General features: G+C 58.8%; 18 protein-coding genes and 1 pseudogene. 9 read left to right on the forward strand and 10 right to left on the reverse strand.

Going from position 1 to position 18,031, the window contains the following annotated elements; all coding sequences use genetic code 11:
- The first annotated feature begins 12 nt into the window (after positions 1-12).
- The 4 genes from M3P88_RS05715 to M3P88_RS15915 all read left to right on the forward strand — a co-directional run bounded on the left by M3P88_RS05715 (position 13) and on the right by M3P88_RS15915 (position 1,791).
- Positions 13-555, forward strand: a complete 543-nt coding sequence (locus M3P88_RS05715) for a GTP-binding protein (protein ID WP_249615079.1) — start codon at positions 13-15, stop codon at positions 553-555.
- Position 556: 1 nt separating this feature from the next.
- Positions 557-1,192: a peptidase M23 gene (locus tag M3P88_RS05720; protein WP_249615080.1), complete on the forward strand. Its 636-nt coding sequence runs from the start codon at positions 557-559 to the stop codon at positions 1,190-1,192.
- Positions 1,193-1,218: 26 nt separating this feature from the next.
- Positions 1,219-1,581 (forward strand): roadblock/LC7 domain-containing protein, encoded by a 363-nt coding sequence (locus M3P88_RS05725; protein WP_249615081.1) that lies wholly within the window; start codon positions 1,219-1,221, stop codon positions 1,579-1,581.
- A gap of 84 nt (positions 1,582-1,665) precedes the next feature.
- The gene (locus tag M3P88_RS15915; protein ID WP_283773119.1) at positions 1,666-1,791 is read left to right on the forward strand and encodes a hypothetical protein; all 126 of its coding nucleotides are present in this window, start codon (positions 1,666-1,668) and stop codon (positions 1,789-1,791) included.
- On the opposite strand, the gene M3P88_RS05730 is transcribed toward M3P88_RS15915, so the two are convergent.
- From M3P88_RS05730 to M3P88_RS05745, 4 genes are read right to left on the reverse strand one after another with little or no spacing between them, the layout of a single operon-like run.
- Positions 1,788-2,591 carry an alpha/beta hydrolase gene (locus M3P88_RS05730; protein WP_249615082.1) on the reverse strand — a complete coding sequence of 268 codons (804 nt, stop codon included), beginning with the start codon at positions 2,589-2,591 and terminating at the stop codon, positions 1,788-1,790. The two genes, M3P88_RS15915 and M3P88_RS05730, sit on opposite strands and share 4 nt — an antisense overlap.
- Entirely contained in the window at positions 2,592-3,995 is a 1,404-nt protein-coding gene (locus tag M3P88_RS05735) for a PhoH family protein (protein WP_249615083.1), read from the reverse strand.
- A gap of 44 nt (positions 3,996-4,039) precedes the next feature.
- Positions 4,040-4,492, reverse strand: coding sequence for a peroxiredoxin (locus tag M3P88_RS05740; protein WP_249615084.1), 453 nt, complete (start codon positions 4,490-4,492; stop codon positions 4,040-4,042).
- Positions 4,493-4,551: 59 nt separating this feature from the next.
- Complete coding sequence (locus M3P88_RS05745) at positions 4,552-4,731, reverse strand: putative motility protein (protein ID WP_249615085.1); 180 nt, start codon at positions 4,729-4,731, stop codon at positions 4,552-4,554.
- Between the two features lie 109 nt (positions 4,732-4,840).
- Between M3P88_RS05745 and trxB the strand changes: the two genes are divergently transcribed.
- Together trxB and M3P88_RS05755 are read left to right on the forward strand one after the other, a co-directional pair.
- Positions 4,841-5,794 carry a thioredoxin-disulfide reductase gene (gene trxB, locus M3P88_RS05750; RefSeq protein WP_249615086.1) on the forward strand — a complete coding sequence of 318 codons (954 nt, stop codon included), beginning with the start codon at positions 4,841-4,843 and terminating at the stop codon, positions 5,792-5,794.
- Positions 5,795-5,797: 3 nt separating this feature from the next.
- On the forward strand, positions 5,798-6,427 hold the full coding sequence (locus M3P88_RS05755; RefSeq protein ID WP_249615087.1) for a Smr/MutS family protein: 630 nt from the start codon (positions 5,798-5,800) through the stop codon (positions 6,425-6,427).
- A gap of 140 nt (positions 6,428-6,567) precedes the next feature.
- On the opposite strand, the gene M3P88_RS05760 is transcribed toward M3P88_RS05755, so the two are convergent.
- The 5 genes and pseudogenes from M3P88_RS05760 to dinG all read right to left on the reverse strand — a co-directional run bounded on the left by M3P88_RS05760 (position 6,568) and on the right by dinG (position 13,055).
- Positions 6,568-8,220, reverse strand: a complete 1,653-nt coding sequence (locus M3P88_RS05760; RefSeq protein WP_249615088.1) for an ABC-F family ATP-binding cassette domain-containing protein — start codon at positions 8,218-8,220, stop codon at positions 6,568-6,570.
- 138 nt (positions 8,221-8,358) lie between these two features.
- Positions 8,359-9,156, reverse strand: coding sequence for a type I methionyl aminopeptidase (gene map / locus M3P88_RS05765; RefSeq protein WP_249615089.1), 798 nt, complete (start codon positions 9,154-9,156; stop codon positions 8,359-8,361).
- A gap of 87 nt (positions 9,157-9,243) precedes the next feature.
- Positions 9,244-10,356: a porin gene (locus tag M3P88_RS05770; protein WP_249615090.1), complete on the reverse strand. Its 1,113-nt coding sequence runs from the start codon at positions 10,354-10,356 to the stop codon at positions 9,244-9,246.
- Between the two features lie 182 nt (positions 10,357-10,538).
- A pseudogene (locus M3P88_RS05775) lies at positions 10,539-10,829 on the reverse strand (DUF3579 domain-containing protein); the annotation flags it as partial.
- A gap of 99 nt (positions 10,830-10,928) precedes the next feature.
- On the reverse strand, positions 10,929-13,055 hold the full coding sequence (gene dinG / locus M3P88_RS05780; RefSeq protein WP_249615091.1) for an ATP-dependent DNA helicase DinG: 2,127 nt from the start codon (positions 13,053-13,055) through the stop codon (positions 10,929-10,931).
- Positions 13,056-13,206: 151 nt separating this feature from the next.
- Between dinG and M3P88_RS05785 the strand changes: the two genes are divergently transcribed.
- The 3 genes from M3P88_RS05785 (at position 13,207) to M3P88_RS05795 (ending at position 16,863) form a co-directional block, all read left to right on the forward strand.
- Positions 13,207-15,165 carry an aminotransferase class I/II-fold pyridoxal phosphate-dependent enzyme gene (locus tag M3P88_RS05785; protein ID WP_249615092.1) on the forward strand — a complete coding sequence of 653 codons (1,959 nt, stop codon included), beginning with the start codon at positions 13,207-13,209 and terminating at the stop codon, positions 15,163-15,165.
- A 177-nt stretch (positions 15,166-15,342) separates the two neighbouring features.
- The gene (locus M3P88_RS05790; protein ID WP_249615093.1) at positions 15,343-15,510 is read left to right on the forward strand and encodes a hypothetical protein; all 168 of its coding nucleotides are present in this window, start codon (positions 15,343-15,345) and stop codon (positions 15,508-15,510) included.
- Between the two features lie 126 nt (positions 15,511-15,636).
- Positions 15,637-16,863: an argininosuccinate synthase gene (locus M3P88_RS05795; RefSeq protein WP_249615094.1), complete on the forward strand. Its 1,227-nt coding sequence runs from the start codon at positions 15,637-15,639 to the stop codon at positions 16,861-16,863.
- Positions 16,864-16,929: 66 nt separating this feature from the next.
- Here the strand turns inward: M3P88_RS05795 and M3P88_RS05800 are convergent, their stop codons facing one another.
- Entirely contained in the window at positions 16,930-17,931 is a 1,002-nt protein-coding gene (locus M3P88_RS05800) for a class 1 fructose-bisphosphatase (protein ID WP_249615095.1), read from the reverse strand.
- Between the last annotated feature and the right edge of the window lie 100 nt (positions 17,932-18,031).

The raw sequence follows: 18,031 nt of genomic DNA on the forward strand, positions 1-18,031 counted from the left end.
TCAGGAATCGATATGCGTCAACAGGACAACAAAATCATCTTTACTGGCCCCGTCGGTGCCGGCAAGACAACGGCTATCGCAAGCATCAGCGAGATTAGCCCGGTCAGTACCGATGTGCAGGCCAGTGATATGACGCTCAATCGTAAGGGTGAGACCACCATCGCACTGGACTATGGCTTGATGCAACTGGGCGACGGTGTGCGTGTTCACCTGTACGGTACGCCGGGGCAGGAGCGTTTTGACTTTATGTGGGAGATCATCAGCAAGGGGGCGATTGGCCTGATTGTCCTGATCGATAACAGCCGGCCCAACCCCAGTGGCGATCTGCAGTTCTTTCTCAACGCTTTCAAGACGCTGCGCACGCATGCGCCGCTGGTGATCGGCGTCACCAAAACGGATCAGGCCCCGCAGCCTTCTGTTGAGGTCTATGCCAGTTTGCTGGAGAAATTTGGCCTGCACCCACCGATTCTCGAGGTCGATCCGCGCAATGGCGACGAGGTTCGCCAGTTGCTGATGGCCTTGCTTTTTACCATTGATCCAGGGCTGGAGGGCTGAGATGCAAGGGAGCTACCAGTTATGCGGTCCCTACTATGCCAGGGCAACGCCGGGTGGGGCCTATTACGCCGCGACAACAACGCGGCAAGATCCGGGGCGCAATATGATGCTGCATATCCTGCGAGATGGTGCAAGGGTGCCTCTGGATGATGCGACCTTGAGTCGCTGGTTTCCGGATGATGCACCCGAGGTGTTGGCCGAGCGCTTGTACCGCTTGCAAAAACTGGAATTTGTCGAGGCGCAGCTGACCGCGCAGCCACCGCAAGATACCCGTCTGGAAGTGCTGCTGCCGCCGTGGCTAAGCCGGCTGTCGGAAAGTGGCCGCGCCTTGCTGGCTGATGATAATGGCTTGTGTTACGCCAACTCAGGCTTTGCCCACGAAACGGCCGAAGAATTATCGGCGCTGGGCGGAGATTTGATTCAGCTGACCCATCGCCACCGCCGGCTGCTGCACAATAATTTACAGCTGGCGAGTCAGGCGTGGGCCTTAACGGCACCAGACGGTCAGGCTGAACTGAGCTTTCACCCCATTTTGATTGGTGAGCAGCCGTTTATGCTGGTGATCGGGGATGCCCCCAGATTGAATTCGTCGGCACTGGTCGACCTGATTGAGGCGCTTTGCCGCCGTTATACCTGACCCAAGGGATTCCCGGAGAAAACCCCATGCGCGAACAAATGCTCAAATCGATACTTAGCGACTTGAACGGCGCCAGCGCCGATATCGAGGCTTCTGCGATTATTTCGGCCGACGGGCTGACCATGGCTGCTTTACTGCCACAGAGTGTGGATGAAGACCGTGTCGGTGCCATGGCCGCCGCCATGCTGTCGCTGGGCGAGCGTACCGCGCGCGAACTGGCGCGTGGCACGTTGGAGCAGGTGATGATTAAGGGTGAGGACGGTTATATTTTGATGAGTTACGCCGGACGCGACGCCGTGTTGACGGTGATTGCGCGCAAAGAGGCCAAGCTGGGCCTGATCTTTCTGGATGCCCGTCGCGCAGCCAAAAGCGTGGCTGAAATCCTGTAGCGCGCTTGCCGCGATAGCCTTAGAACCTGTTCACGATCTGCTGCGCATCGGCGATACGGCGTTAAAAACAGCTTCGAAATGCTCATGTACCACCTGTACATTCCGCTTTCTCAGCCGTTTTCGCCTTGTTTCGCCCTCGTTCGCGAGATCGTGAACACGCTCTTATGGCTGGCGGCCTATCGGCCTGACTTCAATCAGGCCGGCGACTAGGCGGCGAGAGTGCTGAGCCAGCGGGCAATGCGCTGGGCTGCACTTTCCCAGCCTGCGTCCAGCATCATCATATGCGCCAGTTCCGGCAATATTTCCGCATTGACCCCCAATCGTGCGGCGCTGGCGGCAATATCGGCCGGCGTGATGATTTTGTCTTGGCCGGCGCCCAGTACCAGCGCCGGTGTGCCGTTCAAACGGCGTTGCCACAGCGGATTGATCAGGGTCATATCCATGATCGCGCGCTGGCTTTCCTGTTGCGAGCGTTGTGCCAGCAGTGCGACATCTTCCTCTGACGCCGCATCCGAAAACAGCAGGGCGCGTATCTCGGCCATAAAACGGTCTGCCATCGGCCCCGGGCTTGCCTGGTAGCGATTTAGCGCCAGTAGCAATTCGGGGGTGTAAGTCAGCATATTCAGGGCGGAGCCCGTCAGCCCCAATGGCGACACCGAGGCTAAGAATGCGGCGCCGGGCAGGGTATGGCGGGTGAGGTATTGCTGCAGCACAAAGCCGCCCATGGAGTGGGCGATCACGACGGGGGCGCGCTCCAGTGCGGCAATCGTGCGGCTTAAATTGTCGACATAGTCCTGAATGCTGATGGCGGCCAGATAGGGTTGTCCTTCGCTTGCAGCATGCCCCTCCAGGCTCAGCGCCAGGCAGTCGTAGCCTTGGGCGTTGAACCACGGCATAAAGTGGCGTTGCCAGCACCAGGCACCACTGAAAGCACCATGGACAAATAAAAGCGGCGGCCCTTTGGGCGCGCCGCTGGCAGGACTACGGAGCAGTTCTAGTTTTGCGGGCATTTACAGAATTTCAGTTGCGTAATCGGCCAGACGCGAGCGTTCGCCGCGCTGCAAGGTGATATGGCCGGCATAAGCCCAGCCCTTGAAGCGGTCGACGACGTAAGTCAGTCCAGAGCTGCCTTCGGTCAGATAAGGCGTGTCTATCTGCGAGATATTACCCAAGCATACCACTTTGGTGCCGGGGCCGGCGCGGGTAATCAGGGTTTTCATCTGCTTGGGGGTGAGGTTTTGTGCCTCGTCTATGATCAGGTATTTGTTGAGGAAGGTGCGTCCGCGCATGAAGTTCAGGCTCTTGACCTTGATGCGCGAGCGGATCAAGTCGCGCGTCGCTGCGCGCCCCCAGTCGCCGCCATCGTCTTCGCTATGGCCCAGCACATCGAGGTTGTCCTCCAGTGCGCCCATCCAGGGCGCCATCTTTTCCTCTTCGGTGCCGGGCAAAAAGCCGATATCTTCTCCGACCGGGATGGTGACGCGGGTCATGATGATTTCGCTATAGCGTTTGTCTTCCAGCGTCTGGGCCAGACCGGCCGCCAGCGTCAGCAGGGTCTTGCCGGTGCCGGCCTGGCCCAGCAGGCTGACAAAGTCGATTTCCGGATCCATCAGCAGATTAAGCGCAAAGTTCTGTTCGCGGTTGCGCGCAGTAATGCCCCAGATATTGTTCTTGTTGTGGCTGTAGTCCTTCAGCGTTTCCAGCGTGGCCTCCAGACTTTCAAGCCGGATCACCCGCAGCAGCAAGGGTTGCTCGCCCTGCTGGAACAAGAGCTGGTTGCGGTAAAGCGCGGCCACGTCCGGGCCATTGATCTTGTAGTAGCTGCGGCCGTGCTCGGTCCATGACTGGACATCATTGCCGTTGCGCTCCCAGAAGCCGGCATCGATTTCACGGCTGCCGGTGTAGAGCAGGTCGCTGTCTTCCAGCACCTTGTCGTTAAAGTAGTCTTCGGCATCCAGCGACAGCGCGCGTGCCTTGATGCGCATATTGATGTCTTTGGACACTAGAACGACCGGCCGCTCGGGATGCAACTCTTTGAGTGCGCGGACAATGCCGAGGATCTGGTTGTCGGCCTTGCCGGTCGGCATGGACGCCGGCAAAACGCTATGGATGATCTGTGTTTGCAGCAGCAAATGGCCGCTGGCTGCGCCTTTGCTGGAGTCTTGCAGCGGAATGCCCAGTTCGATCGGGCTTGCGCTGCTACGCAGAATCTCATCGAGAAAGCGGCTGGTCTGGCGCGCATTGCGTGCCACTTCGGACATGCCGCTTTTGTGCATGTCCAGCTCTTCCAGCGTAATGATGGGAATGAAAACGTCGTGTTCCTGAAAGCGGAACAAGCTGGTCGGGTCATGCAGCAGCACATTAGTGTCAAGCACGAAGAGTTTACGTGTTGGCGCTTTCTTGCGTGTCGTCATGATAACGCTCCTTAAACAGGATCGACCGGCTTGTCCGGCCCGGTTTACAGCCCCTTGATATAGGCGAGCACCTCGGCAGCGTGTTCGGCTACCTTAACGCCGCGCCAGCTTTTGAGTATCTGGTTGTCGGCGCCAATCACGAAAGTACTGCGTTCAATACCGCGCACTTCTTTACCATACATTTTCTTTTGCTTGATCACGCCAAACAGGCCGCAGGCCAGCTCTTCGCTATCCGACAGCAAGGCAAAGGGCAGGCTGAACTTGGCCTTGAAGTTCTCGTGCGACTTGAGGCTGTCGCGCGAAATACCGGCAATGTCGGCACCTGCAGCCTGAAATTCACTATACAGGTCACGGAAGGCGGCTGCCTCGTTGCTGCAGCCCGGGGTGTTGTCCTTAGGGTAGAAATACAGCACCAGCGGCTTTGGTGCGGCAGACAGATTAAAGCTCAGGCCGGAGGTGGCGGGCAGGGTGAAGTCGGGGCAGGTTTGGTCGTCCATAACATATCCTCTTATTTTTGAGATGGGGGTGCAGCTAGTGAACCTTAGGTTCGTGGCATTCAAGCTAGGGTGTCAACGCGCTGGCCCAGATGGGCAGGATTATTGAGCTGGGCCGGTGCCGGTACGCTTTGCAGTAGGGCCAGCGCGCCTTGTGCCTCTATCTGTGTGGCTTTTTTTAGCATGGTGATCTGTACGCTTTGCTGAACTTGCGCTTGCTGCATCTGGCTGATGGCTTCCATGACCCTCTCCCGATAGTGATGAACTATGACAGAATACACCGGTTTAATCACATCCCGTGCGGCAAGCTGATAAAATGCCCACCATTAATCGCCCACAGGAATGACCATCATGAGTGCAACTCGCCACAGCCCGCTGCTGATTCTAGGTTCCGGCCCTGCCGGCTACACTGCTGCCGTTTATGCGGCGCGTGCCAACCTGAAGCCGGTACTGATTACCGGTATGGCGCAAGGCGGCCAGCTGATGACGACCACCGATGTGGATAACTGGCCGGCTGATGCCGAAGGTGTGATGGGGCCGGATCTGATGCAGCGTTTTCAGCAGCATGCCGAACGTTTCGGCACCGAAATGATTTTTGACCAGATTCATACCACCCATGTGCATGAAAAGCCTATCCGCCTGGTGGGCGATGCCGGCGAGTACACTTGCGACGCGCTGATTATCGCCACCGGCGCCTCGGCCCAGTATCTGGGCCTGCCTTCGGAAGAAGCCTTTTCCGGTAAGGGTGTTTCCGCCTGTGCCACTTGTGACGGCTTCTTCTATCGCAACCAGGATGTGGCCGTCATCGGCGGCGGCAATACGGCCGTGGAAGAGGCGCTGTATCTGGCCAATATCGCACGCCATGTGACGCTGGTTCATCGTCGTGACACCTTCCGTGCCGAGAAGATTCTGGTCGACAAGCTGATGGCGCGCGTCGCCGAAGGCAAGATCACGCTCAAGCTCAATGCCAATCTGGATGAAGTACTGGGCGACGCCAGCGGCGTAACCGGTGCCCGTCTGCGTGCCAACGACGGCTCGCTGGAAGAGATCAAGCTGATGGGGGTATTTATCGCGATCGGCCACAAGCCGAACACCGACATTTTCAAGGACCAGCTGGATATGGATGCCACCGGTTATCTGGTGACGCAGGGTGGGCGTGACGGCAATGCGACCGCCACCAGCGTAGCCGGTGTATTCGCGGCTGGCGACGTGCAGGATCATATCTACCGTCAGGCGGTGACCAGTGCCGCCTCGGGCTGTCAGGCCGCGCTGGATGCCGAGCGCTACCTTGATCAGCTGAAGTAAATCTTGAAGGCTTACAAGGCCGAGCTGAAAAAGCTCAAGCAACAGGTCAGGCCCAAGGCCTTGCCTGTTGTGCGTTCTGCGCCACTGCCCGAAAAAGACGAAGAGCCCGACTTTGCCCGGTTGTTTGCCGATGTCAGACCGCTTAAGCAGGCCGCGCGGGCGCCCGATACCCGGCCCAAGCCGCCGCACTGGCCTCGCCATGGCAAAGCCAGTCATGGCAGCAGCGACGCACTGGACGAACATCTGCTGCACGAGATGAGCGGCTGGTTCGAGCGCGACGAGCAGGCCGGGCATTTTCTGGGTAACGGGCTGCCCGCAGGCACGCTGAAAAAGCTGCGCGGCGGGCATTGGCCGGTGGTGGCCACGCTGGACTTGCATGGCACCAACCGCTACGAGGCACATAGCCTGCTGGCGCTATTTCTGCATCGCGCCCGCACACAGGGCAATTGTGTGCGCGTGATTCACGGCATGGGCTATGGCTCGCGCGGCACGCCGGTGTTGCCGCGCATGGTGCGCCACTGGCTGATGCACCACCCGCAGGTATTGGCTTTTTGTACCTCCCATGCCCGTGATGGCGGCGATGGCGCGCTTCTGGTTTTGCTTAAGCGTAGTGCGGTGTCGCGCGAAGATTGACGCCTGCGTTTGCCTGAACGCCTGTTCAGCCTCCCGCAAGCGAGCGCAAGACAAGGTAAAAACGGCTGAGAAAGCGCAGGATACATGCGCATTTCTCAGCCGTTTTTCATTTCGTATCACGGGCGCGCCGCCCTTGGTACTTACTCCGAGCGCCGGCGGCGTGCTTCTTCCAGCAGATAAAGCTGATAGTCGTCCAGATCGCCATCGAAGTCCTGTACCCCGCCACGCGAGACCAGCCAGAATTCGTCACAGACCGCGCGCAGCAAGGCACGATCGTGGCTGACCAGCATGACCGAGCCTTCGAACTCGTTGAGCGCGACACTCAGCGCCTCGCGGGTCGCCAAGTCCAGATGGTTGGTCGGTTCATCCAGTAGCAAGAGGTTGGGGCGCTGCCAGACCAGCATGCACAACACCAGTCGCGCTTTTTCGCCACCGCTCATGCTGCCCACGGCCTGTTTGACCATGTCGCCGCTGAAATTGAAGGTGCCGAGGAAGTTGCGCAAGCCCTGCTCGCGGCAATCGGCCGCATTGGGGCGGATGGCGGCCGGAATGTCGCGTGCCAGGCGGAACATGTGTTCTAGCGGGTTGTCTTCGGGGCGCAGTACATCCAGTTCCTGCTGCGAGAAGTAACCGATATTCAAGCCCTTGCCGCGGATGATTTCGCCGGAAATCGGGTTGAGCGCGCCGGCAACGGTTTTGACCAGCGTCGACTTGCCCTGTCCGTTGGCCCCCAGAATGCCGATACGCTGGCCGGCCAGTACCGAGCGGCTGACCTGCTGGACGATGGTAGTCGGCGGCGTACCCTCGGCGCTGCCTTCTGCCGGCGGGTAACCGAAGGCGGCTTCGGCGATGGTCAGCATCGGGTTGGGCAGGCTCATCGGCTCCTTGAACTCGAACTGGAAGTCGGCATCGGCCAGCACCGGCGCAATCTTTTCCATGCGCTCCAGTGCCTTGACGCGGCTTTGTGCCTGCTTGGCCTTGCTGGCCTTGGCCTTGAAACGGTCGATGAACTTTTGCAGGTGCGCCATCTTTTCCTGCTGCTTGGCCTGTGCCGCCTGTTGTAGCAGCATCTGTTCGGCCCGCATGTCTTCGAACTTGCTGTAGTTGCCGCCGTAGCGCACCAGCTGGCCATGGTCGATATGCAGCGTGACATGGGTAACGGCATCGAGGAATTCGCGGTCATGGCTGATTACCACCATGGTGCCGCCATAGTTCTTCAGCCAGGCTTCCAGCCAGACCAAGGCATCGAGGTCAAGGTGGTTGGTCGGCTCGTCTAGTAGCAGCAAATCGGACGGGCACATCAGTGCGCGCGCCAACTGCAGGCGCATACGCCAGCCGCCAGAGAAACTGTTAACCGGCAACTCCAGCTCGGCCACCTTGAAGCCCAGGCCCAGAATCAGCGATTGTGCGCGTGCGGCGGCATCGTGCTCGCCAGCATCGTTCAGTGCCATATAAGCATGGGCCATGGCCATGCCGTCATCGCCGGCTTCAGCCTCCATCACCTCGGCACGTGCTGCCAGTAGGACGGTGTCGCCTTCGATCACGAATTCGGTCGCGCTTTGCGCGGTTTCCGGCATGTCCTGTGCCACCTGCGCCATGCGCCACTGGCTGGGAATGGAGAATTCGCCGCTGTCTTCGTGCAGCGTGCCGTTGAGCATGGCAAACAGCGAGGATTTACCCGCGCCATTACGCCCGACCAGACCGACTTTTTCGCCGGGAGTGAGCGTGACCGAGGTGTTGTCCAGCAGGACTTTGGTGCCGCGACGCAAGGCCACGTTTTTCAGAATAATCATGGAGAGTGCCGACCGGCGGGTGTTGTATGCGTTAAAAGGCGGGTATTGCTTGCGACAGCCAAAGCGGCTGTTGTCGTGTGTGGCAGGGGCGCCGGCATTGCGCGGGCAAAGCGGCGTCCCTTCAGGCTATGGCCGGGCTTACTTCCACACCGGCTTGGGTGGGGTGCCTTCGGATACGGTCAGGATCTCGTAGCCGGTGTCGGTGACGAGCAGGGTGTGCTCCCACTGTGCCGACAGGCTTCTATCCTTGGTGACGACGGTCCAGTTGTCCGCGAGCATGCGCAGATGGCGTTTGCCCTGGTTGATCATCGGCTCGATGGTGAAAATCATGCCGGCCTTGATCTCGACGCCGGTGCCCGGGCGGCCGTAGTGCAATACCTGGGGCTCTTCGTGGAATTTGGTGCCGATGCCGTGGCCGCAGAATTCCTGCACCACGCTATAGCCCGCTTTTTCCGCATGCTGCTGGATGGCGTAGCCGATATCGCCCAGGCGCGCGCCCGGCTTGACCTTCTCTATCCCTTTCCACATGCATTCGTAAGTGATGCGGCACAGGCGGCGGGCGTGCTCGCCGACTTCACCCACGTAATACATGCGGCTGCTGTCGCCATGGTAGCCATCCTTGATCACGGTGATGTCGAGGTTGACGATCTCTCCGTTTTTGAGCGGCTTGTCGTTGGGAATGCCGTGGCAGATAACCGGGCCCACCGAGCTGCAGATGGATTTGGGGTAGGGCGTGCCGCCATCCGGCGCGTAGTTAAGCGGTGCCGGAATGGTGCCTTGCACATTCACCATATAGTCATGACACAGCCGGTCCAACTCTTCGGTGGTGACGCCCGGTTTAACAAAGGGCGTGATGTAATCCAGCACCTCGGACGCCAAGCGTCCGGCGATGCGCATTTTTTCTATATCCTGCTGGGTCTTGATGACGATGCTCATGGCGGTGTCGCAAAGAGTGTGATAACGCGCCATGGTAACAAAAACGGGCACCCTAAGGTACCCGTTGCGTTTCAAAGTGTTAAACGATCAGAAGTTGACGCGAATGCCGGCGCCGATGGCTTGCGGGTCGTTGCCGGCTGCAAGCACATCTTTGCCTGTCGCGTCTTTGCCGGTGTAAACGGCGTTGTTTTGGAAGTTGACGCTGGCTGCGCTGTTATTGTCGATCTTGGTCGCGTAGGCATAGACTTGAGTCATCTTGCTCAGGTTGTAAGTGCCGCCCAGGATCCATTGCGAAGCCTTGTAGTCGTCGGCGTTAACTTTGCCGTCCAGCTTGCCAAGTGCGCCGTAGGACAGACGAACCGAGGCCTTGCCGAAATTCTGCTGCACGCCAACAGTCCAGTCGTCCTGCTTCAGGTCGCTACCAACAGCCAGGTCGTCGCGTGCCCATTCGTAGCCAGCGATCAGCAGAGTGTCGGCGATCTTGTACGAAGCGGACAGCTTGGTGAACTTGCGGGTATCGACGCCAGTTGCGGCATTTTTCTGCTGGTCGTAGCCCAGACCCACTTTCAAGCCTTCCAGCGTGTACTGGCCGGCGATAGACCAGCGGTCGTTGCTGCCAGTGTCGGTTTCGTCAGCCTGCACCGACGCGCCGAACACCAAGCCGTTCCAGTTCTGGCTGGTGTAGCTGACACTATTGATGTAACGCGCTTCGCCGCGGCTGAAGATCTGACCTGAGCCCTGGTTGCCGGCGGTAGTGTTGACCATCAGGTCCTGGCCGGTGTCGGTCAGGCGCTTGTAAGCGGAGTCGAAGCGGCCAAGTACGACGGTGCCGAAGGTCGCGTCGGACAGGCCGACGAAGCTGTTGCGGCCAGCCCAAGTATTGCCGCCACCGTTGTCGTACAACGACAGCGAGTTTTCAATCTGCCATACCGCCTTCAGGCCGTTACCCAGATCTTCGCTGCCCTTGAAGCCGATGCGTGAATTGTCGGAGTTGACGCGAGTCGTGCGGTCGTACTCCGAGTTTAGAACCGGTTTTTTATCGGCATCGACAGCTTTGCCTATTTTGCTGGTGTCCGTACCCGTGGCTTTGGCCGAGTCAACGCTACCTGCCATAAAGCCATAAATCACGACATCGGCGTGGGCAACAACCGGCAGGGCGAACAGTGCGCTCAGGGCGAGGGCGAGGGTTTTCTTTTGCATGCTTGCAGTGCTCCGTTTCGAGAGGGCTAAATTATTTAGGCAGACCGGCCGCTTCTGTGGCGGCTCGATTGCTTGTGTTAATTTAGCAACCAAACATTGCACTTGTGTTGCAAAATAGGTAAAAACTACGTGAGGAGTAACCCTATGTGTTGTTTTTACGCCAAAAACTTGTTGGGGTAGATCTCGTCGATCAGGGTGCGGCAATCGACAATGCGCAACTGGTTGTCGCGTGCGAAGTCCATCAGAAAGGTGAAGATGGAAGGGTGGATTTTTTCCAGCTTCTTGTCGATGGCCACACAGCGTATGCCATCAAGCAACATGGGGCGGACAAACTGGTGGTAAGCCAGTTTCTGGTCCTCGCCGAAGGAGGACATGATGCCGGACAGTCGTTCGGCCCAGTCGCTGGGGCGGAAGGTGCGGCCTTCCTCGGTAATGCCTTGGATAACGATTTCGTAGGGATTGCAGATCATGATGGCGGCGCTTGCCTTGCAGGGTGGTTGTCTCTTGTATCCGGCATGCTGCGCGGGTGGTCGCGGCATGCCGGAGAGTTATTCCGCCATTCTATCCTAGTTTCAGATGCGCTTGAATGGGGGTAGTGAAGACAGCAGCTTTTTTCCATAGCGCTGACGGGTGATGCGGTTGTCGAGTATGGTGACGCGCCCCCAGTCCTGCTCGGTGCGGATCAGGCGGCCTACCGCCTGAATCAGCTTGATCGATGCTTCTGGGACGGTGACTTCGATAAATGGGTTGCCGCCACGTTTTTCTATCCAGCGCGCCAGCGTTTTGCCGACCGGATCGTCCGGCATGGCAAATGGCAGCTTGGCGATAATGACGTGCACGCAGGCTTCGCCCGGCAAATCCAGCCCTTCCGAGAATGAGTCCAGCCCGAAGATCACGCTGGCCTTGCCCTCCTTGATGCGCTGGTAATGGTTCTCCAGCAGTCTGCTCTTGGGGAGTTCGCCCTGTACCTGCACCGTGGCGCGCAAAGTGTCGGGCAGGGCGCCGGCGACGTCCTGCATCTGGCGGCGCGAAGAAAACAGCACCAGCGTGCCGACTGCCTGGGTTTCATCTATCAGCTTGGGCAGCCAGTCGGCGATTTCGCGCGTATGTGCGGCCGGGTCTTTGGGGCTGGCGGATAGCGGCGGCAGGTAGAGCTCGCCCTGCTCGCTGAAGTTGAATGGCGAATCCAGCGCAATGCAGCTCACTTCCGGCAGCCACTTGAGACCGGTTTGCGACAGCAATAGATCAAACTCGCCCAAAGAGCGCAAGGTGGCCGAGGTCAATAGCGCGGCGGCAGCGCGGCGCCATAGCGTAGCGGCCAGGCTGGCGGCAGCGCTAACCGGAGAGGCGCAGAACTGGTAGTCGCCCTTGCCGTCGAGTTTGCGCGACACCCATTTGGCAATCGGCGGCGCATTCTCGTCGCTTTCCTTTTCGAACAAATCCCATACCGCGTTGAGCTGCTCGCTGCGTGCAACAATAAAGCCCAGATCGGTTGCGGCCTTGTCCAGCGCCGGTGCTTCTTGCGGTTTTTCGCGCCGCACTTCGGACAGCGCATCGCCCATGCCGGAAATGTGCTTGTACAGCATGCGTGCGGCCAGGGCCATATTGCCGGCGGGTTGCTTCAGGTGCTCGGGCAGGCAACCGTCTTCCAGTAGCCAGGTCGGCTCCGGGTTGCCGTCCGAGGCCGACAGCGCCGGCTCGCCACCCAGTAGCCACAGCCACTCGGTCAGCGTTTCCATGCAGGCGGCCGCCGCTTCGATCGCGCCATTGCATAGCTCGGGCTTGGCAATGTGCGTCTCGATGCGTGCCGACAGTGCGGCGACCTTTTCCAGCCAGCCCATGGCTTGCGCCAGGCTATGTTCGGCGGCGAATTGATTGACCGCTTTTTTAGCCAGATGGTGCGCTTCGTCTATGCAGTAAAAACTGTCGTCCGGTGCCGGCAAAATCACGCCGCCACCCATGGCGATGTCGGCCAGCATCAGGTCGTGGTTGGCGACGACGACATCGACGTTTTCCAGCGTGTCGCGCGCCAGATAAAACGGGCATTCGGCACGGTTGGGACAGCTGGTTTTCAGGCAGCCATGCCTGTCGTTGGTGACGCGAAACCACAGGCTGTCGTCGATGATGGTCGGCCAGGTGTCGCGGTCGCCATTCCATTGGCGCTGATGAAAGGCCGAAGAAAGAATGTTGAGCGTGTCTAGCTCGGCCTGCTCCGGTTTTTTGTCCCATAGCGCCAGCGCAGGATCAGGGGCAAACAGCGCATCCTGTGCGTGCTCGGCGGTCAGGCCGTACAGCCGGTACGGGCACAGGTAGCGGCCCCGCCCTTTGGCCAGCGCAAACGTGAGTGGCAGGCCGCTGTTTTCAATGACAAAAGGCAGATCGCGGTTAACCAGTTGCTCCTGCAAGGCAATGGTGGCGCTGGTGACCACCAGTTTTTTGCCGCGCATCTTGGCCATGACGCCGCCGGCCAGCAAATAGGCCAGACTCTTGCCGACACCGGTTGGCCCTTCCACCACGACAATGCTTTCCCCTTGTCGCTCCGGCAGCTCTCCGTCTTCTATGCTTTTGCTACGCGAGAATGCGTTGGCAATTTCGGCCAGCATGCGGCGCTGGGCTGCGCGTGGGCGGAATCCGGGCAGGTTGTCGGACAAGGTTTTGTAGTGGTCGCGGATCGCGTCTTTTTCGGCATCGGTAAGCATGGCGGGATTGTAACGTATGGGGACTATGTGCGGTCGCAAAATGACGGCGCGCCCACAACTGGATACGATAGCCAAACGGCATTGGCCGTCACCATAATGAAGCCGGACGAAGTGGTATGGCTGCTGCCGCTTACGTTCGCAGGAGAATCAGATGAACCCTGTAAGTCGCGTATTGATTGTCAGTCACGATGCGGTGCTGGCCCGCGCCATGAGTAAGGGGCTGCAATTGGCCGCCCAGAAACTGGCCAACCCTTTCGGCCTGTGTTTTGCCACGGCAGCCTCGCCACAAAATGCGCTGGCGGAGATTGCCGCAGATGGCGAACTGCAGCTGGTATTGGTTGACCGTTATCTGCAAAGCGGCGGCTCATATGGCGATGTGGTGGCACTGATTAATGCGATCGGCGAGTTCCGTCCGGAATTGTCGTGCTATGTCTTGCTGGGGGACGAGGATGAAAAGCTGCAGATAGACGAGTTGGCCAGCCATGCGCTAAGTGGCTATTTCTACCGGGACGAGGCGGATTACCCCGGCTGGTTCCGTATCCTGAGTGCCGAGCTTGCCGAGAAATCGGCGACCCCTTTTTACGATGCTTTACGCCGCTATGTCTCCATGGCCAAGGATTCCTGGCATACGCCGGGACACTCCGGTGGCGAGTCCTTGCGCGGCAGTCCATGGGTCGGGGATTTTCACGAATTTGTCGGCGAGAACATGTTGCGTGCTGATTTGTCGGTGTCGGTGCCGATGCTGGATTCGCTGATGCACCCCACCGGCGTGATTGCCGAAGCGCAGGCGCTGGCGGCCAAGGCTTTTGGCGCGCGTGAAACCTATTTCGCCACCAACGGCACCTCGACTTCGAATAAGGTCATCTTTCAGACGCTGCTGGCTCCGGGTGACAAGCTGCTGCTGGATCGCAACTGTCACAAATCGGTGCATCACGGCGTGATTCTGTCCGGCGCACGGCCGGTTTATCTTGATTCGTCTGTTAACCGCCAGTACGGCATCTTCGGCCCGGTGCCCAAGGTCACCATTTCTCAAGCAATAGCCGACAATCCGGACGCACGGGTGTTGATCCTGACTTCATGTACCTACGATGGCCTGCGTTATGACCTGGCGCCCATCATCGCGGCGGCGCACGCGGCGGGGATCAAGGTGATTATTGATGAAGCCTGGTACGGCCATGCCCGCTTTCATCCCGCTTTGCGCCCGACCGCGATGGAAGCGGGGGCCGATTACGCGACGCAAAGTACACACAAGGTGCTGTCGGCGTTTTCGCAAGCCAGCATGATTCATGTCAACGATCCGGATTTTGATGCCCATCTGTTTCGTGAAAACTTCAATATGCACACCTCGACCAGCCCGCAGTACAACCTGATTGCCAGTCTGGATGTGGCGCGTAAGCAGGCGCAAATGGAGGGTTACCGCCTGTTGGCGCGTACGTTGAAGCTGGCGGAGGAGTTGCGGCTGAAAATTGATGCAACGGGTGTGTTCCGGGTGCTGGGGCTGGACGAATTGCTGCCGGAGGAGGTGAAGGGCGATGGTGTCCGGCTGGATCCGACCAAGCTGACCATCGATATCTCGCGCTCGGGTTATGGCGCCGAAGAGTTGCAGCGCGAATTATTCGAGCGTTTCAATATTCAGGTTGAAAAGTCGACGTTTAACACGCTGACGCTCTTGCTGACCATAGGCACGACCAAGAGCAAGGTGTCGCGCTTGATGGATGCCATGCTGCGTCTGGCGCGCGCGCAAAAACCGCCGCGCCCGCTGGTGCGTCTGCCCGAAATGCCGCGTTTTACCCGTCTGGCCTGCCTGCCGCGCGATGCGTATTACGAGGCCGGCGAGCGTCTGGCGCTGTTTGATGATGAGGGACGACCGAACAATGCCTTGATCGGCCGTATCGCTTGCGACCAGATCGTGCCTTACCCGCCGGGTATCCCGGTGCTGGTGCCCGGCCAGCTGATAGACGAAAGCGTGCTGACTTATCTTGCGCGCCTGATGAAGGCGCAAAAAGGGATAGAAATGCATGGGCTCGCTGATTTACAAGGGGAAATGGCTATCCGGGTGCTGGCAGAAAAAGAGCTTGCCAGGTTGCACTGCAATATAAATATGTCATGAGAGCTTGCCACGACTTGTGAATTGGGATACATATATAACTGTCGCAATTCTATAAAACATGCCAATGCATTGTTTTGGATTGTTGGTATCCTGACGTAAACAACTTGATATTGCGTATCGCAAAGTGCGTCGTGACCTGCCGCGTGCTGGCACGACTGCCGTTTTTTGGAAGATCTGATGAAAGAACCATGGCAGTACCTGAAATCCAGTGTCCCTTTATCTGCCGCCGGCCTTGATGCCTGCGAACGGGTCGGGCTACTGCGACGACGAAGCATCGCGGGCGAACTCTATCGTCCGCTGCCGGGTCAGGGTGCGCCCATGGTATTCGGCAAAAATTCGGCCTGACCTCTTGCGTGACCGGTGAGTTGCCCATGCGCTGGCCGGGATGCAAGGAATAGCTTCACCCAACCGGGTTTTGTTTGCCTGCCGCATGACGGCGCAAACAGCCAAGATTTCTGAAAGATAAAGACAATGAACAGCATCAAAAAAGTGGTACTCGCTTACTCCGGCGGTCTGGATACTTCCGTTATCCTGAAGTGGCTGCAGGACACCTATCAGTGTGAAGTCGTCACCTTTACCGCCGACATCGGTCAGGGCGAGGAAGTGGAGCCGGCGCGGCAGAAGGCGATCGCGCTGGGGATCAAGCCGGAAAACATCTATATCGATGATTTGCGCGAAGAATTCGTCCGCGATTTTGTCTTCCCGATGTTCCGCGCCAATACCGTCTATGAGGGCGAGTATCTGCTGGGCACCTCGATTGCCCGTCCGCTGATCGCCAAGCGCCAGATCGAAATTGCGCGTGCAGTGGGGGCCGATTCGGTCAGCCATGGCGCCACCGGCAAGGGCAATGATCAGGTGCGTTTCGAGCTGGGCTATTACGCGCTGCAGCCCAATATCCATGTGATCGCACCATGGCGCGAATGGGATCTGCTCTCGCGTGAAAAACTGCTGGCCTATGCCGAAACCCACGGCATCGATATCAGCAAGCGCAAGAGCGGCGCCAGTCCTTACTCGATGGATGCCAACCTGCTGCATATCTCCTACGAAGGTCTGGCGCTGGAAAACCCGGCGGCCGAGCCGGAAGAAGAGATGTGGCTGTGGTCCAATTCGCCGGAAAGCGCTCCGGATCAGGCCGAATATCTGGAGCTTGAATACCAGAACGGCGATATCGTCGCGATTAACGGTGTTGCCATGAGCCCGGCCCAAGTGCTGACCCAGCTTAACCAGATCGGCGGCAAGCACGGTATCGGCCGTCTGGACATTGTCGAAAACCGTTATGTCGGCATGAAGTCGCGCGGCTGCTACGAAACGCCGGGCGGCACCATCATGCTCAAGGCGCACCGCGCCATCGAATCGATCACGCTGGACCGTGAAGTGGCGCATCTGAAGGATGAGTTGATGCCCAAGTACGCCAAGCTGATTTACACCGGCTACTGGTGGAGTCCGGAGCGCGCCATGATGCAAACCATGATCGATGCCTCGCAAGCGACGGTAAACGGCTGGGTGCGCCTGAAGCTGTACAAGGGTAATGTGATGGTGGTTGGGCGCGAGTCCAAGACCGACTCCCTGTTCGACCCGAATATCGCGACTTTTGATGAGGACGGCGGCGCTTACAATCACGCCGATGCAGCCGGTTTCATTCGTCTGAATGCACTGCGGATGCGTATCGCGGCTAACGCCAAACTCAAGCGCGGCTAAGCTTGAGCGCTGAAACAATAAAGCCCCGTACGCTGTCAGGCGTACGGGGCTTTTGTCTGGGCGGGCTTAGTTGTGATACGCGGTCACGCGTTCGACTTCTTCTTTCGAACCCAGGAAGACCGCGACGCGTTCATGCAGGGCGGCCGGCTGGATGTCCAGAATGCGCTGATGGCCGTTGGTGGCCATGCCGCCGGCCTGCTCGACGATAAAGGCCATCGGGTTGCCTTCGTACATCAGGCGCAGCTTGCCCGGCTTGGCCGGATCGCGTGCATCTTTCGGATACATAAACACGCCGCCGCGCACCAGAATGCGGTGCACTTCGGCCACCATGGACGCAACCCAGCGCATATTGTAATCCTTGGCCAAGGGGCCGGTCTTGCCCGCCAAGAGTTCGCCCACATAGCGCTGCACCGGCGCTTCCCAGTGGCGCATATTCGACATATTGATGGCGAACTCGCCGGTTGCCTGCGGGATTTTCATCTCGGAATGGGTCAGTACGAAGCTGCCGTTCTCCCGATCCAGAGTGAAGCCGTAGACGCCGTTGCCAAAGGTCAGCACCAGCATGGTCTGCGGGCCGTAGACGGTGTAGCCGGCGGCAACCTGACGCGTGCCCGGCTGCAGGAAATCGGCCTCGGTCGGGTGGCCGCTGACCGACTCATCGCATTCGAGCACCGAAAAAATGGTGCCAACCGAAATATTGACGTCGATATTGGATGAGCCATCCAGCGGATCAAACAGCATCAGGTAGCGTCCGCGCGGCAGGCCGTCCGGAATCGAGTACGGCAGCTCCATCTCTTCGGAGGCCATCGCCGCCAGATTGCCGCCCCATTCATTGGCTTCCAGCAATACATCATTGGCGATCACATCCAGCTTTTTCTGCGCCTCGCCCTGCACATTGCCGGTGCCGGCTTCGCCCAGAATGCCGGCCAGTTCGCCCTTGCCCACCGAGTGCGAGATTGCCTTGCAGGCACGGGCGACGGTTTCTATCAGGTGGCGCAGATCCGGCGGCAGAGTGCCGGCCTTGCGTTGTTGTTCGATCAGGAAGCGGGAAAGGGAGGTGCGGCTCATGAAAACCTCGGGTGTTTTAACGATGACAGGTTGGCTTTGCGCGGAATTATACCCGTGCGGGATGATGGCTGTCTTGCAGTGCCGCGCGCCGGGTGTCCGG

This window comes from Craterilacuibacter sp. RT1T (genome assembly GCF_023502145.1).
Lineage (GTDB): Bacteria > Pseudomonadota > Gammaproteobacteria > Burkholderiales > Chromobacteriaceae > Craterilacuibacter.